Source organism: Desulfovibrio sp. SGI.133 (assembly GCF_050313955.1).
In the GTDB taxonomy this organism is placed as follows: domain Bacteria; phylum Desulfobacterota; class Desulfovibrionia; order Desulfovibrionales; family Desulfovibrionaceae; genus Desulfovibrio.
This window is the reverse complement of sequence record NZ_JBNPMK010000003.1, coordinates 77,460-91,397: the sequence shown is the minus strand read 5'-3', so window position 1 is coordinate 91,397 and position 13,938 is coordinate 77,460. Positions and strand designations below refer to the sequence as shown.

Genomic DNA, 13,938 nt, shown 5'->3' with positions numbered 1-13,938 from the left:
TTTACTTGAAATTTTAGCTATCCTGTTAAGCACTGTCCGTCTACGCCCCGAACACTTTGTCCGTAGGGGAGCTGTCCGGCTGTTCCTGATGTGCGCATTTCTCCAGTCTGGCGACAAGGTGTTGCACATCTTTGTTACTTTCCAGCATTTTTCCAATCTTTTTAACCGCATGGATGACGGTACTGTGGTCGCGTCCACCAAAGGCCCGGCCCAGTTCGGGATAGGAGAGGCCCAGATGGCGACGGCAGACGTACATGGCGGCCTGCCGGGCCATGACCAGCCGCGCGTGGCGTCCCGTGCCCGTGATGTCGGCGGGGGCGGCATCGCAGCAGCGTGCGGCCTCGGCCAGGATCTGTTCGTGGCCGGCATGGCAGGCCTGCACCGGTCCCGTACGGGCCAGACGTTCCAGATCGTCCAGGCTGGGGTGCCGGGCGGCATCATCTTCCCAGGCGGATTTGACCCGGAGCAGCAGGGAACGCAGGCCATGGAAATGGGCCGCGCGCCGCGCCATGAGGCGCAGATGCTCGCGGGGCAGGTCCAGGGCGTTCTCCCGGCAGCATTGCTGCAGGTAACGCATGCGGGCTTCCATATCCGGCGGGGTCAGTTCGGCGGAGAACAGTTGCCGGACGCGGGCGGCAGGACCGGGCTCCCAGGCTCCGAGGGCATCGGGACCGCCCTCCAGGGCAAGGACCACCGGGGCCTTTTCGGGGCGATGCGCCAGCAGGGCCGCCAGCAGGCGCTGGGGACGGGGCTGTCCGTCCAGGGTCTGGATATCGTCCAGGAACAGGGCATCGGCCTGTTGCCAGAACAGGGGGGCCGTCTGTTCCTCCAAAGGACAGTGCTGAAAAAAACGGGCCGCCGGGGCCAGGATGACGCGCAGGCCCTGTCGGACGAGGGACGCGGCCATATGCTGCAACAGATGGCTCTTGCCCGTGCCTTTTTCGCCGTGGAGCAGGAAGGGGCTGTGCCCGGGCTCCCGCAGGGCAACGGCCCTGGCCATGGCCAGGGGAAAGGCATTACGGGCGCCGCCCGGCAGCGGCATCTCGTCCCTGCTGCCGTCGGCATGAAAAAAGAGGGCGTCCGGGATGCGGGCCGGGGCCATTTGCGGCGCCGGGCCCTGGGGCAGGGGCTGCCCGGGCAGGACATATTCCAGCCGGGGAGTATCAGCGTCCGGCCAGACGGCCTTCACGGCTGCCGAAAAATCCGTTTTGTGCGGCGCGAACCAGCGGGCGAAGTAGATATGGGGAAAGGTGATCCGCAACACATTGCCGGACGGGAGGTGTTCCATGACCAGACCATCCAGCCAGGGCGCTCCCCCGCCATCCGGGCCACCGGGGATGCCGCCGAGCAGATGCCGGCGCAGGCGGTGGCGAAAATCCTGAAGGGAAACATGTGCATTTGTCATGAGCGGCCCCTTGCGATCCGGGACCTTCTTCCGGTCGTCGCAAAGATGTTTTTATAGCATAAAAACGTCCGCTAAACAAGTCCGCGTCTCGTTCTCAGGCGCGACGGATGGGTCAGGAAGGCTTGCATTTGGCCGGTGAGCCTTTTTGCCTTCTTCTGTGTGGGGGGATACGGCAGCGCAAAACAAAAGCCCCCAGCAGCCTGCCTGTACAGACTGCCGGGGGCCGGATCCTTACCTATGTCACTTATGACACTTTTGTGCGTATCTCTATTAATATATTGTTTTTATTATTTTTTATCAACGAACGTCTCCGGCAGGAGCCAGGCGGCCAGGGCACTGACGGCAGCCAGGAGCGCCAGCGGGGCAAAGGCCCATGTCCAGGGCTGGGAAAGGCCCGCCTGCTGGGCAAAGGAGAGCAGCGCCCCGGAGATCAGCTGGAGCAGGGCCCCGCCCACGAATACCGAAGATGCCAGGATGCCGCTCAGGCTGCCTACCATGCGGTTGCCGAAGCGTTCCCGGCCGGTGGCATAGCCCACGGGGCAGGGGCCGTTGGCCGCGATGCCCAGGCCCAGGGAGACCACGAACAGCAGGGGCACGCTCAGGCTGGCGCTGCCCAGGCTCAGGGCCGCGCCGGAGACGCAGGCCAGCAGACTGGCCAGGACCATGGCCTTGCGGCGGGACTTGAGGCGCTTTTCGCTGATCCAGGTCAAAAGCGGCGTCCCGGCGATGAAGCCCACAGCGCCCATGGCCAGGATATTGCCGATGAGGCTGGGCGAAAGGCCGAAGGTCCCGCCCATGTAGACAGCGCCCCAGAGCCCGTGGAACACGAAATACTGCGACGGCAGGGTCAGATACCAGACAACCATCTTCCAGAAGTCGGACTGCCTGGCCATGGCGGCCACGTCACGCAGCACGTCGGCCAGACGGATGCCGCTGCAGGTGGCCGCCAGATGGGGCGGCCAGTCCCGCACCACGGTATAGATGATGACGGTCAGGGAACAGGTCAGCACGGAAAGCGCAAGGAAGACCAGCCGCCAGCCCACCCAGTGGTTGGCCAGGGAAAGCGGGGTCGTGGCCAGCAGGCCGCCCATGCCGCCCGCGATGAAAAACAGGGTGCAGAGCCGGGAGAAGGTCTCGGGCGCGAACCAGCGGCTGAACAGGGTGAAGGAAGAGGACATGACCCCGGCCATGCCCAGACCGTTGAGCAGGCGCCCGGCCACGGCCATGGGCAGGCTGTGGGCCGTGGCGAAAAGGAAGCCGCCCAGGGCCGCCACCAAAAACTGGAAGCTCAGCAGGCGGCGCGGGCCGAAACGGGTGGAGAGGATGCCGGAAAAGACCTGGGTAAGGGCATAGGCATACAGGTACACGGAACCCAGCAGGCCCATGTCACCGGAGGAGAGCCCGAGGTCCTGCATGACATCGGGGGTGACCACTGTGATGGCCACGTTCTGGATGAAGACCACCAGATAGGCTGAGGAAAGGACGAAGAACAGCCATTTTTTGTAGGAAAGATGCAAAGACACGGAAAACCCCACGAAAGCGTCCTGTGACGCTGCTGCGATGATGATTGTTTGTTGCGTGAGCAACATCTACACGGCAGGCGCAAGAAAATCAAGAGGGGATGTTTTTATTATTATCTTTGTTTTCAGTATGTTATGATATTTACGCACATGATGACACAAGGAACACCCCTTAGAAAGGGCATGGTGCGCTCCGTGTTCCCCGTCCGGAGGGGATGGCGGGCATCTTGCTGGACAACTGACGGGCGCGCAGGCTATATGCCATACTGTTTGGAGTGTACCGCATGAAGAAAACAGGACTTGCAGTCTTTTTCGTCCTCGTGATCCTCCTCGGCCTGCTGGCCGGACAGCTGGGCATAGCCCACCTGCCCTGGAGCTCAGAGGATACAGATACGGCTTCCGGCCCGGCCGTGACGGAACAGGGCGCCGAGACCCCGGCCCGCGACGGGGAGGCAACGGCCCCCGCGACCGGGACGGAAGAAGACGCCGGGCAGGAAAAAGCCCCTGCCGCGCCCGAAGCTGCCGCCACTGCCGCAGAAGCAGCGACGGACCAGGATGCCCAGCCCGCAGTGCCCCTGCCCGAAGGGGCCGAGATCATCAACGGCGAGGCCGTGGTGCACGGCACGGTGGAAAAGGGCGATACCGTCAGCAAGATCATCGAGGGCAACACCTCTTCCGGATCCCATCCTTATGTGAGCGCCGCCCGGCAGGTCTTTTCCATGCGGGCCTTCCGTACCGGTCAGCCCTACACCATCGTGGTGGACCCCGCTTCCGGCCAGCTCAAGCGCTTTGAATACGAGATCGACGCCAGCCGCCGTCTGGTGGTGGAAGGGGCGGAAGAGCCCGTGGCCCGCGTGGAGCCCATCGAGTATGTGACTACCCTCGTCCAGGTGGAAGCCACCATCGACGACAATCTTTTTCAGGCCGTGGCCGACATCGGCGAAAGCCCGCAGCTGGCCCTGACCCTGGGCAATCTGTTCGGCTCGGAGATCAACTTCATCCGCGACCTGCAACCCGGCGACAGTTTCAAGGTGCTGGTGGAAAAGCGCTACCGCGACGGCGAATACAAGGGCTATGGCCGCGTGCTGGCCGCCCACTTCACCAACACGGGCACCACCTACGAGGCCTATCTGTTCCGCGACGGCAAGAATAGACCGCAGCATTACAACGCCAAGGGCGAGAACCTGCGCAAGACCCTGCTGCAGGCGCCGCTGGCCTTCACCCGCGTGACGTCCCGCTTCTCGCACAACCGCAAGCATCCCATCCTCGGCTACAGCCGTCCGCATCTGGGCGTGGACTACGGCGCGCCCACCGGTACGCCGGTCAAGGCCGTGGGTGACGGCGTGGTCACCCGGCGCAGCTGGGCCGGAGGCTACGGCAACCAGGTCATCATCAAGCATTCGGCCGGACTGGAATCCATGTATTCCCATCTGTCCGGTTATGCCCGCGGCCTGCGCAACGGGCAGCGCGTGCGTCAGGGCCAGGTCATAGGCTTTGTGGGCAGCACGGGCCTTTCTTCCGGGCCGCATCTGGATTTTCGCCTGCGGCAGAACGGCAAGTTCGTCAATCCGGCCAAGGCCATCAACCCGCGCGGCGAGAGCGTGCGCAAGGCCTCCATGGACCGCTTCCGCAAGACCGTGGAAAAGGAACGCGCCCTGCTGCTGGGCCACACGTCCCTGCTGGAGTATGATGTGGACAGCATCGTGCCCGTGGATGATGTGGAGCCTTCCGCCAAGTAGCGGTCATGATGTTTTTTGGGCAGTACGCCAATGCGAACGCCCCGTGCCATGCACGGGGCGTTCGTTTTTGGGGGGAGCCCCCCCATCCCCCTCCAAATGCACTTTCTCCGGGGGGGCCTGTCCCGCTCCTGAAAAGCAAAAGCCCCTATGGAGGGGCTTTTGCTGAAGCAGGTGGCCGTAGCCGCAACTGTTGCAGAAGCCCGGGGGAGGAAGTTTTCCCCCGGGATTGTTTCACGTGGTTACTGCCCGTCTCCGGGAAGGCTGAGATCATAGGGGATGCCGGAGAAATAGCGCGTCAGCAGCTGGTGGAGCTGCGGGTAAAAGGTGGTGCGGTTGTCCCCGGCGTCCAGCAGCTGGTCCAGGCGGTGCACGCCGGTGGAGACGCCCGGTCGGAGCTGATCCGGCGGCGGCAGGGTGATCCAGCGGGTACCTTGGAGCTTCCGGCTGCCGCCAAGGCCCTGCCTGTCCGTATTGATGAGCATGTGGATGCTGCCGTCGAAGCCCATGTAGACATCGTGCGGGGTGAAGGCACCGGACAGGCGGTTGGCGAGGAAACGCAGCAGCTGGCTTTGCCCCCGGCTTTCCTGTACGGGTCGCAGGGCCGTTAGAAAGGCGTCGATGGCGGCCTTTGCCTCACCGTGCTTGCCCTTGGTCCAGCGGCTGCCTTCCAGCAGGCCGTGCAGGGCCGTGGCGGCATCGTCCCGGCCGGATTCCAGGCAGACGGCCAGCTGTTCCGCCACGCCGGTCTCCTTGTGGATGGCGTTGTCGAGGAGCCTGCCGCAGGCCACGGCCGCGTCCCTGCCCTTTTCCAGCAGCCTCAGGCCATCCTGCAGGGCCGCGCGTGCCACCACGCCGCCTTCCTGATCCTGCAGGCCGCCAAGGATGCGTTCCACGCTCTGCCGGACAAGATCGAGGCCCTCCCGGGCGCCGTCGGTATCCAGTCCACGCGCTTCAGGTTGGGCGCTGTGTACGGTGGGGTTCTCCGTCTGCATCCGGGCCAGGGTCAGGTTGGCCATGAAACGGGCGACGGACGTGCGCAGTTCCGTGATGGCCTGCTGCCGGTGTTCCGGCTCGCGCGGGCCGTTGGTACGCAGGCGCAGGGCCAGACGGCTGATCTGGAGCCCTTGGGAGATGAGGCTGTCCGCCTGCGGCAGTCGGGCGCGCTGCAACAGCGCTCCCGCGTGGCCCACCACCTGATGCAGGGCGCGCGCTTGCTCAAGGGCGTCCAGGCGGCTCTCGGCCTGGTCGGTCCCGGCAAGCTGGAATACGGGGCGGTCCATGGTCGGTTCGAGATGGCGCAGCAGATCGGCCCGTCCTTCCTGGAAGCGCTGGCGCACGACTTCCGGCATTCGGGCATCTCCTGTCCTCCGGTCGATGACGGACAGAGCGTCCCTGACGGCCCAGGCATCCGTGGCTGGAGAGCGCAGGGCCTCGATGAGCGTGTCACAGGCCCGGCCCCATTCCTGACGGTCCATGTCCGGGGGCAGATCGCTTTCGGCCAGCTCGTGCAGCAGCAGGCAGGCCCGGCAGCGGCTGTCCCGCTGCGCCAGTTCGCTCAGCCCTTCCGTCAGCTGGCCGTACAGGCGGGAGATCTCATGTATCTGCCGACGTGCCTGCCGGATGCCCTGCCGGAACGGGTCCGCATCGGGGCGAACCGTGTCCGCCGGGGCGCTGTCCCCGCTCGCGGGCCGGTCGCCGCGTTCGATGGCGGCCAGCTCCTGCCGGACGAAGTCCGCGTCGATGCGGCGGAAGTCCTGCCCTTCCTGCCCCACGCTCTTCGACGTATCCAGATGGCGCAAGGCCAGCCCGCAGACATCGTCCAGGGCGCAGTGGATGGCCCGGCGCATCTTTTCGTCCACCTGATGCTGGACGTGGGCAAAGCTGTCCGCATCAGCCGTCAGCCTGTCCTGCAGCACGGCGTCCACGGCTTCCAGGGCCGCTTGCAGGGTGTCCCGGGCCTCGCCCGTGAAACGGGCCAGAGCGGCCTGGCGTTCCTGCAAGGCCTGCCGGGCTTCCTCCCTGAAGGTGATGCGGCCCAGGAAAAAGTCCCGCAGGGCGGCGGGGCTGAAACGGGAGCGATAGGGCTGCGGGGCCGTTTGGGGCGTCGTGTCATCGACCGGTGCGGCGGAAGCCGTTCCAAGGTCGGTGGCCCGAGCCTCCACCCGGGCGGCCATGTCGTCCGCGCCGGTGTGCAGGGCATCCCGGATCAGGGCCAGGTCGGCGGCCATATCCGCCTGTCCGTCATCGAGGTCGGCGATGACGGCATCCAGCAGGCCGCTCGTCTGCAACTGCCGCAACTCCACGGCGCGTTGCGGAGCTTCCTCGCGCAGGATGGCCATGTTGCGGCGCACACGGGTCTGGAGCAGTTCGGCATAGTCCGCGCCCCGGCTGGTCATGGGGCGCGCCGCCTGCCGCAGTCCGGCAAGCTCCCGCAGGGCCGATTCCAGATCCGCACGGCGCTGGGGATCGTCGGGCGCACCGGCAGCGGCATTGCGCAGATGGCCCAGTATCCTGCCCGTTTGGGCGCTGAAGTCTTCCAGCCCGCGACGGAACTTGCCCTGGGCACGCCAGCCGGCCGGGGTGAGGCTGTCCAGCAGCTTGGCGAACCAGCGTCCCACCGTTTTGGGCGGGCCCGGGATGCGGTCGGTCTGCCGTGTACCCGGCTCCAGCACCTCCATGCTGTGTCTGCCAAGGCGGCCCATGCCGCCCAGGGCGTCATAGCCGAAATCCGTATCGAGACTGATGTAACGTGTCTGCGTTGCCTGCACTGGTCCTGGCATGGCGTCCCCCTTCATGATGAGTATGGTTGAGAGCGGCGGCGTGGTGGCCTTCTCCGGCCCGGGCAGGCGGGCGTGGGATTCTTTGCGGCGGTGATGCCTGTGGTCTCGCCTGTGTGGCACAGGTCCGGTGCGGGGCTCTCTGCATGGCTAAGAAGTTCCGCACAGTTCCTTTGCGGCGTTGTCACCGGTGAGACATGTCTCCCGGACGCGGAGCTCCGGCCAACATCGCTCCGGTATATGGTGCCGGAAGACGGCAGCAGGCAGCGGGGCCCTCCCGTCTAGCGGCCCTGCTGCACCACATCGGCCCAGTGGGCCAGGACATCCAGAAAATCTTCCAGCGCGGTGAAGAGCGTCTCTTCCCCGGCTTCGGCCGCCGCCACGCGGGCAAAGGCCATGATCTCCTCACCGTCCAGGCCGAAAAGCGTGTTGCCGCTCTCCCGGCCCAGGCAATGGGCCCGCATCATCCGGGCCATCAGGTCCCTGCCCTGCTCACCGGCAGGGAGCGTCCCCAGGCGGGCATACAGATAGATGGCGTCCTCGTCGTCCGTGACCTCAAGGTCCACGATAAAGCGGCCGTCGAAGCGCAGGCGGCACAGACCGTCCCCGTTGAATGCCAGGGCGGCCCCGGTCTGGCGTGAAAGCGCGTCCAGCATCTGGTGCGGTGTCATAGTTGCTCCGGTCGTTGAAGATGTGAAGGATGCCTGCCCGGCCTGTCCGTGATGTCTGTACGGGCAGATGCATCAACAGTGCCAGCGCTCCCGGCAGGGACAGTGACCGTGTCATGGCTGTGTTTCGGGACGTCCTGCGCAGGAGAGGGGGAAAAGGGGTGGGAAAAATGCTGTCATGGCCGCCCGCTGGCGTGAACGCCGTTGGCGGTCCGGACGGGACGGCCTTACGGGCCGTCCCGGGGATACGGACGTGCCCTCCTTTCCGGAGAGCGTAGGATTCAAACTTATTTATCGTTCAAAAACAAAGAGTTGTGATTGTTATGCACATCTGTGCGCGCATCAGGCATGGCGCAACAGTTTGGCTGCGAAGGCCGCGGCGCCGAAACCGTTATCTATATTAAGGACGGCCAGACCGGGCACACAGGAACAGAGCATGCTGTGGAGGGCGGCCATACCGCCCGCGCCCACGCCGTAGCCCACGGACGTGGGGACGGCCAGCACCGGGCAGGGCACCAGCCCGGCCAGCACGCCGGGCAGGGCGCCTTCCATGCCGGCCACGGCGATGATGAGGCGGGCGGCGCGCAGATCCCGGATGTGCGGGGCAAGGCGGTGCAGCCCGGCCACGCCCACGTCGGTGAGGAAGCCGCAGTCATGGCCCCAGAAGCGCAGCGCTCCGTAGGCTTCGGCGCCCACGGGGATGTCGGCCGCTCCGGCCGTGACCACCATGATCTCGCCCCGTTCGGGCCACGGCGGGCCCAGTTCAGGTACTTCCTGTCCTTCACCGCCCAGACAGAAAAGGCGGCATTGCGCCCAGTAGCGTCCTGCGGGGAATTCCTGTTGCAACAGGGCCCCCTGCGCTTCCGAAGCGCGGCTGACCAGCACGGGGGCACCGCGAAGGCTGAGGCCGCGCACGGCCCCCACCAGGGCCCCGTCGGTCTTGCCCTGGGCGAAGACGACCTCGCCCAGGCCGGTACGCAGGGCGCGTTCATGATCCAGATGCAGGCCCTGCAGGCTGTCGGCCGCAGTGGCGTCTCCCAGATGCCGCAGGGCCTGTTCCGGCGGGATGTCCCCCCGGGCCACGGCCTGCAGCAGGCTTTCGATAGCTGTATGATCCATCCCCTGCATATAGGGCAAAGGACATCGCTTGTCAGCAGCGGATGGAGGGCCGGTTTCCGCGCTCTTCTTGAGTTTCTGCCGGAATGCCCCTATAGTTGTCCGTTGCCCGAATCTTTGCGGGCAATAAATTCCGTGCCTTTTTTCGGAGTGCCCATGCTTGATTATATCCGTTCCAATGCCCAGTCCTTTGGCGTCAAGGTAGCCTTCGCCATCATCATCCTCGTCTTCATGTTCTGGGGCGTCGGCAGCCTGACCGACGGCGGTTCCAGCAATGTGGTGGCCAAGGTCAACGGTGAGGCCATCACGGCCCAGCAGTTCGAGCAGGCCTATCAGCGGGCCGCCGAATACGCCATGCGCAACGATCCTTCCCTGACCCGTGAGGCCCTGGTGCAGCAGAAGCTGGGCCGTCAGGTGCTCAACGAGCTCATCAGCGCCCAGCTGATCCGTCAGGAAGCCGCCCGCGTGGGGATGACCGTGAGCCCTGAAGAGATGCATTATGTGGTCTCCAAGTTGCCCGCGTTCCAGGACGCCCAGGGCAAGTTCGATCCCGAAGCCTACAAGCGTACCATCGAAGCACAGCGCATGAGTGTGGCCGAATACGAACAGGGCCTGGCGGACAGCATCCTGCGTGATAAGGTGATGCGCACCGTGGCCGGCAGCGCCTGGGCCGCCGGTGGCGAAGCCCGCAAGTATTATGATTTCCTCACCCAGCAGCGCACGGTGGAGTACCTGTACCTGCCCGCTGCCGATTTTGCCGCTTCGGTGAAGCCCACCGAGGAAGAGCTCAACGCCTGGTACGAGGCCCACAAGGCCGAGCTGGCCAGCCAGCCCCGCGTGGAAGTGGAATATGTGGCCGTGGCCCCCGAAAGCCTGGTGCGCCCCGAGAGCGTGAGCGCCGAGGCCGCCCTCAAGTGGTATGAAGCCAACAAGCAGCGCTTCCGCCAGCCCGAACAGGTCAAGGTGGCCCACATTCTGGTGCCCCTGGCGGAGAACGCTCCCGAAGCGACTGTGAAGCAGGCTATGGAAAAGGCCGCCCGCATCCGCAGCGAGGCGGAAAAGGGCGACTTTGCCGCCGTGGCCGATGCCAACAACGGCCCCAATGCCGCCGGCCCCGGCGGTGAGCTGGGCTGGATCCAGCGCGGCCAGACCGTGAAGCCTTTCGAAGATGCCGCCTGGGCCCTGCAGCCCGGCCAGATCTCCGAGCCCGTGCGCAGCCAGTTCGGCCTGCACATCATCAAGATGGAAGATCGCAAGGACGCCAGCGTGCAGCCCTTTGCCGAAGTGGAAGCCGAAGTGCGCGCCACCCTGGCCAAGCAGGAAGGCGTGGAAAAGGTCAACGACGTGCTGGACAGCCTGATCGGTGACAACATCAACAACCGGCCCCTGCAGGAAAGCGCGGCCCGCGCCGGCAGCTACAAGGATACCGACGGCAAGGAACAGCCCCTGCTCAAGGCCGAACGTACCGGTCTGGTGGGCCAGGCCGAACTGCAGAAGGCCCTGGGCATCAGCGACGAGATGGCGGCCAGCCTGATGAAGGCCCCGGCCAACTCCCCTGTGGACACGGCCCTGGAGGCCGGTGACCGTTATCTGGTGGTGCGGGTGCTCACCTCCGAGCCGTCCACCACGCCCAGCCTGGATCAGGCCCGCGACCGCGTCATGAAGGCCCTGGTGGCGGAAAAGTCCCTGCAGGCCGCCATGGAAAAGGCCACTGCCATCCGCAAGGCCATGACCGACGGCACGCTGCCCGCTGAAGACGCCGCCCGCGTGCGGAGCGCCGACCTGACCCGTGACGGCGCCCTGGCCTCCTTCGTGCCCAACCCGGTCATGAACCAGGTTATCTTCCGCGCCGCGCCGCAGACCTGGATCGACCAGGCCTTCAGCGTGTACGAGCAGGAAGACAGCAGCAAGTGCGGTGCCCTGCTCTGCCGCGTGACCGCCGTGGAACAGCCCAAGTCCGACGGCTGGGCCGGCATGGAGAACCTGCTCACCGAGCTGGTGCAGCGCAAGCGCGTGGAAGGCATGTACCAGACCTTCATGCGCATGCTGGAGCAGAAGGCCAAGATCGAAGTCTACAACAGCCGCGTGCTGGAAAGCGCCGGTATCTAGGAAAGATAAAGGCTGGGGGAGGAAACCCCTTTTGCTAGCGGCAAAAAAGGGTTTCCTCCCCCAGACCCCCTCCTTCCCCAAAACCCGCTTATCAGAGGCTGCCCGGAAAGGCAGCCTCTTTTTTTGTTGCCGGGCGTACTCCCGAAGGCATGAGACTGAACCACCTGTGGACGGTCGGCCTTTGTCTTGTGGGGGCAGGGGATCAGGACAGGCGTCACACGCCGGACGACCATGATGAGAAGGGAAAATGTGCCGCCTTTTTTCGTGGATGCGGGAGCGGGTATTCGCCCTCCCGGCCTCCCCTTTTGGGGGATACTTGCCGGGCCGGGACTTTACTGACAAAATAACCGTTCCCTGCGGCATTTTTCCCTGATTTTTTCGGGCGTCGTACGTCCCGGAGCAGGGATTGCCCTGTGGGGCAAAACAGCATATGAGCGGTTTTTGGAAGGATGGGGGGAGTTTGAGGGGGGAAGGGAACCTTTTTTCCGCCAGGAAAAGGTTCCCTTCCCCCCTCAAAAAAGCTCCCCTCTCCGCCATCCCTTATCGCATAGGAGGTCACCATGTGTGGCATTATCGGATATGCCGGGCACCGTCCGGCGGTGCCTGTGGTCATCGAAGGCCTGCGGCGTCTTGAATACCGCGGCTATGATTCCGCGGGCGTCGCCTGCGTGCAGCGCGGCGAGCTGTGCATCACCCGTGCCCAGGGCAAGCTTTCCGCCCTTGAGGAAAAGCTGGCCAAGGAGCCTGTTTCCCTGGCCACCTGCGCCATGGGCCATACCCGCTGGGCCACGCACGGCGTGCCCGCCGAGCGCAATGCCCATCCCCATGCTTCCAACGACGGCCGCCTGGCCATCGTGCATAACGGCATCATCGAGAACTATCAGGAGTTGAAGGAAGAGCTGCTGCAGAAGGGCTACGTCTTCCATTCCGAGACTGACACGGAAGTGCTGGTCAACCTCATCGCCGACTGCCATAAGCAGGAAGCCGACCTGCTCAAGGCTTTTGCCGCGGCCCTGCGCCGGGCCCACGGCGCCTACGCCGTCTGCCTCATGAGCCGGGAATATCCCGGTGAGATCTGGGCCGCGCGCATGTCCGCCCCGCTCATCTTCGGCATCGGCACGGGCGAGCACTTCGTGGCTTCGGACATCCCGGCCTTTTTGCCCTACACGCGCACGGTGGTCTTTCTGGAAGACGGCGAGATCGTGCACGCCACCAACTCCGAGTATGAGATCCTGAGCCTGGCCGATCTTTCCCCCGTGGAGCATGAGCCCCAGACCATCCAGTGGGATATGCAGGCGGCCCAGAAGGGCGGCTACCGCCACTTCATGCTCAAGGAGATCTTCGAGCAGCCCCAGGTCATCGTGGATGGTCTGAGCGGTCGCCTCAACGCCGCCCGTGATACGGTGCTCCTGCCCGAGCTGGACGCCCTGCCCGTGCCGCGCCGCCTGCATATCGTGGCCTGCGGCACGTCCTACCATTCCGGCCTTTGGGCGCGGCATCTCATCGAGCCCTGGGCCAAGGTGCCGGTGCAGCTGGAGATCGCTTCCGAGTTCCGCTACCGCGAGAGCCTGCCCCTGGACAAGGACGACATGGTGCTGGTCATCAGCCAGAGCGGCGAGACCGCCGATACCCTGGCCGCCCTGCGCATCGCCCGCGAACACGGCGTGCCGGTGCTGGGCCTGTGCAACGTGGTGGGTTCGTCCATCGCCCGCGAGTCCTCGGCCGTCATCTACACCCAGGCCGGGCCCGAGATCAGCGTGGCCTCCACCAAGGCCATGTGCAGCCAGATGCTGATGCTGGCGCTGGTGGCCCTGTACTGGGGCGGCCGTCAGGGCATCATGGACGCGGCGGCCCGCGCCCGCCAGATCGCCCTGCTGGAATCCCTGCCCTCCCAGCTGGATGCCGCCCTGCCCGCCATGCATGAGAAGGCCCGCCAGCTGGCCCGTGCCTATGCCCAGGCCCGCAACTTCTTCTACTTGGGCCGCGGCCACTGCTACCCGCTGGCGCTGGAAGGGGCGCTCAAGCTCAAGGAGCTTTCCTACATCCACGCCGAAGGTTATGCCGCCGGCGAGATGAAGCACGGCCCCATCGCCCTCATCGATCCGGCCTTCCCCACCTTTGCCCTGGCTCTGGACGACGCCCTCTTCCCCAAGGTAAAATCCAACATCGTGGAAGTGCAGGCCCGTCAGGGCAAGGTCATCGCCCTGACCAATCCGGGCATGGATCTGGCCGTGGACGATGTCTGGGAGATCCCCGCCCTGCCCGCTCCCTTGGCCGGTTTCATGGCCCTGCCCGCCATGCAGCTGTTCAGCTACGAGATGGCCGATTATCTGGGCAAGGACGTGGACCAGCCCCGCAACCTGGCCAAGAGCGTGACCGTGGAATAGAGCCGCTCTTCCTTCCCTGACATATGAAAAAGGACGCCGTGAGGCGTCCTTTTTGCGTTTGGCCCCATGTGTCCACTGGGGCTCAAGAGAACTTTTTTGCTGGTTGGGGCCCGTTGGGGACCGTCAGCACAGAAAAATCATAGGAGTGGTGCTGCTTGGTACCCTTCAAGATAAAGCGCGTTCGGGGGAGGATGGGGGCCTTCCCCACAAAAAACAC

The 13,938-nt window shown here is 64.9% G+C and carries 8 protein-coding genes; 3 read left to right on the top strand and 5 right to left on the bottom strand.

Going from position 1 to position 13,938, the window contains the following annotated elements:
* Window positions 1-40: 40 nt before the first annotated feature.
* On the bottom strand, window positions 41-1,405 hold the full coding sequence (locus tag ACQRBR_RS05500) for a helix-turn-helix domain-containing protein (RefSeq protein ID WP_427812525.1): 1,365 nt from the start codon (window positions 1,403-1,405) through the stop codon (window positions 41-43).
* A 287-nt stretch (window positions 1,406-1,692) separates the two neighbouring features.
* Window positions 1,693-2,928, bottom strand: a complete 1,236-nt coding sequence (locus tag ACQRBR_RS05495) for an MFS transporter (RefSeq protein WP_427812524.1) — start codon at window positions 2,926-2,928, stop codon at window positions 1,693-1,695.
* Between the two features lie 281 nt (window positions 2,929-3,209).
* Here ACQRBR_RS05495 and ACQRBR_RS05490 point away from each other — a divergent pair, with 281 nt between their 5' ends.
* Complete coding sequence (locus ACQRBR_RS05490; protein WP_427812523.1) at window positions 3,210-4,664, top strand: peptidoglycan DD-metalloendopeptidase family protein; 1,455 nt, start codon at window positions 3,210-3,212, stop codon at window positions 4,662-4,664.
* 239 nt (window positions 4,665-4,903) lie between these two features.
* On the opposite strand, the gene ACQRBR_RS05485 is transcribed toward ACQRBR_RS05490, so the two are convergent.
* The 3 genes from ACQRBR_RS05485 to larB all read right to left on the bottom strand — a co-directional run bounded on the left by ACQRBR_RS05485 (window position 4,904) and on the right by larB (window position 9,228).
* On the bottom strand, window positions 4,904-7,444 hold the full coding sequence (locus ACQRBR_RS05485) for a hypothetical protein (RefSeq protein ID WP_427812522.1): 2,541 nt from the start codon (window positions 7,442-7,444) through the stop codon (window positions 4,904-4,906).
* Between the two features lie 278 nt (window positions 7,445-7,722).
* Entirely contained in the window at window positions 7,723-8,112 is a 390-nt protein-coding gene (locus ACQRBR_RS05480) for a type III secretion system chaperone (protein ID WP_321127965.1), read from the bottom strand.
* A 339-nt stretch (window positions 8,113-8,451) separates the two neighbouring features.
* On the bottom strand, window positions 8,452-9,228 hold the full coding sequence (larB, locus tag ACQRBR_RS05475) for a nickel pincer cofactor biosynthesis protein LarB (RefSeq protein ID WP_303877832.1): 777 nt from the start codon (window positions 9,226-9,228) through the stop codon (window positions 8,452-8,454).
* A 153-nt stretch (window positions 9,229-9,381) separates the two neighbouring features.
* Between larB and ACQRBR_RS05470 the strand changes: the two genes are divergently transcribed.
* A complete protein-coding gene (locus ACQRBR_RS05470; RefSeq protein ID WP_427812521.1) occupies window positions 9,382-11,334 on the top strand; it encodes a SurA N-terminal domain-containing protein in 1,953 nt (650 codons plus the stop codon).
* 560 nt (window positions 11,335-11,894) lie between these two features.
* On the top strand, window positions 11,895-13,721 hold the full coding sequence (gene glmS, locus ACQRBR_RS05465) for a glutamine--fructose-6-phosphate transaminase (isomerizing) (protein WP_303876794.1): 1,827 nt from the start codon (window positions 11,895-11,897) through the stop codon (window positions 13,719-13,721).
* Window positions 13,722-13,938 lie beyond the last annotated feature (217 nt).

What these genes read in the sequence shown, in the direction of transcription:
- ACQRBR_RS05500 (WP_427812525.1), bottom strand. Translation starts at nt 1,405, where the DNA reads ATGACAAATGCACATGTTTCCCTTCAGGATTTTCGCCACCGCCTGCGC.
- ACQRBR_RS05490 (WP_427812523.1), top strand. Translation starts at nt 3,210, where the DNA reads ATGAAGAAAACAGGACTTGCAGTCTTTTTCGTCCTCGTGATCCTCCTC.
- ACQRBR_RS05485 (WP_427812522.1), bottom strand. Translation starts at nt 7,444, where the DNA reads ATGCCAGGACCAGTGCAGGCAACGCAGACACGTTACATCAGTCTCGAT.
- ACQRBR_RS05480 (WP_321127965.1), bottom strand. Translation starts at nt 8,112, where the DNA reads ATGACACCGCACCAGATGCTGGACGCGCTTTCACGCCAGACCGGGGCC.
- larB (WP_303877832.1), bottom strand. Translation starts at nt 9,228, where the DNA reads ATGGATCATACAGCTATCGAAAGCCTGCTGCAGGCCGTGGCCCGGGGG.
- ACQRBR_RS05470 (WP_427812521.1), top strand. Translation starts at nt 9,382, where the DNA reads ATGCTTGATTATATCCGTTCCAATGCCCAGTCCTTTGGCGTCAAGGTA.
- glmS (WP_303876794.1), top strand. Translation starts at nt 11,895, where the DNA reads ATGTGTGGCATTATCGGATATGCCGGGCACCGTCCGGCGGTGCCTGTG.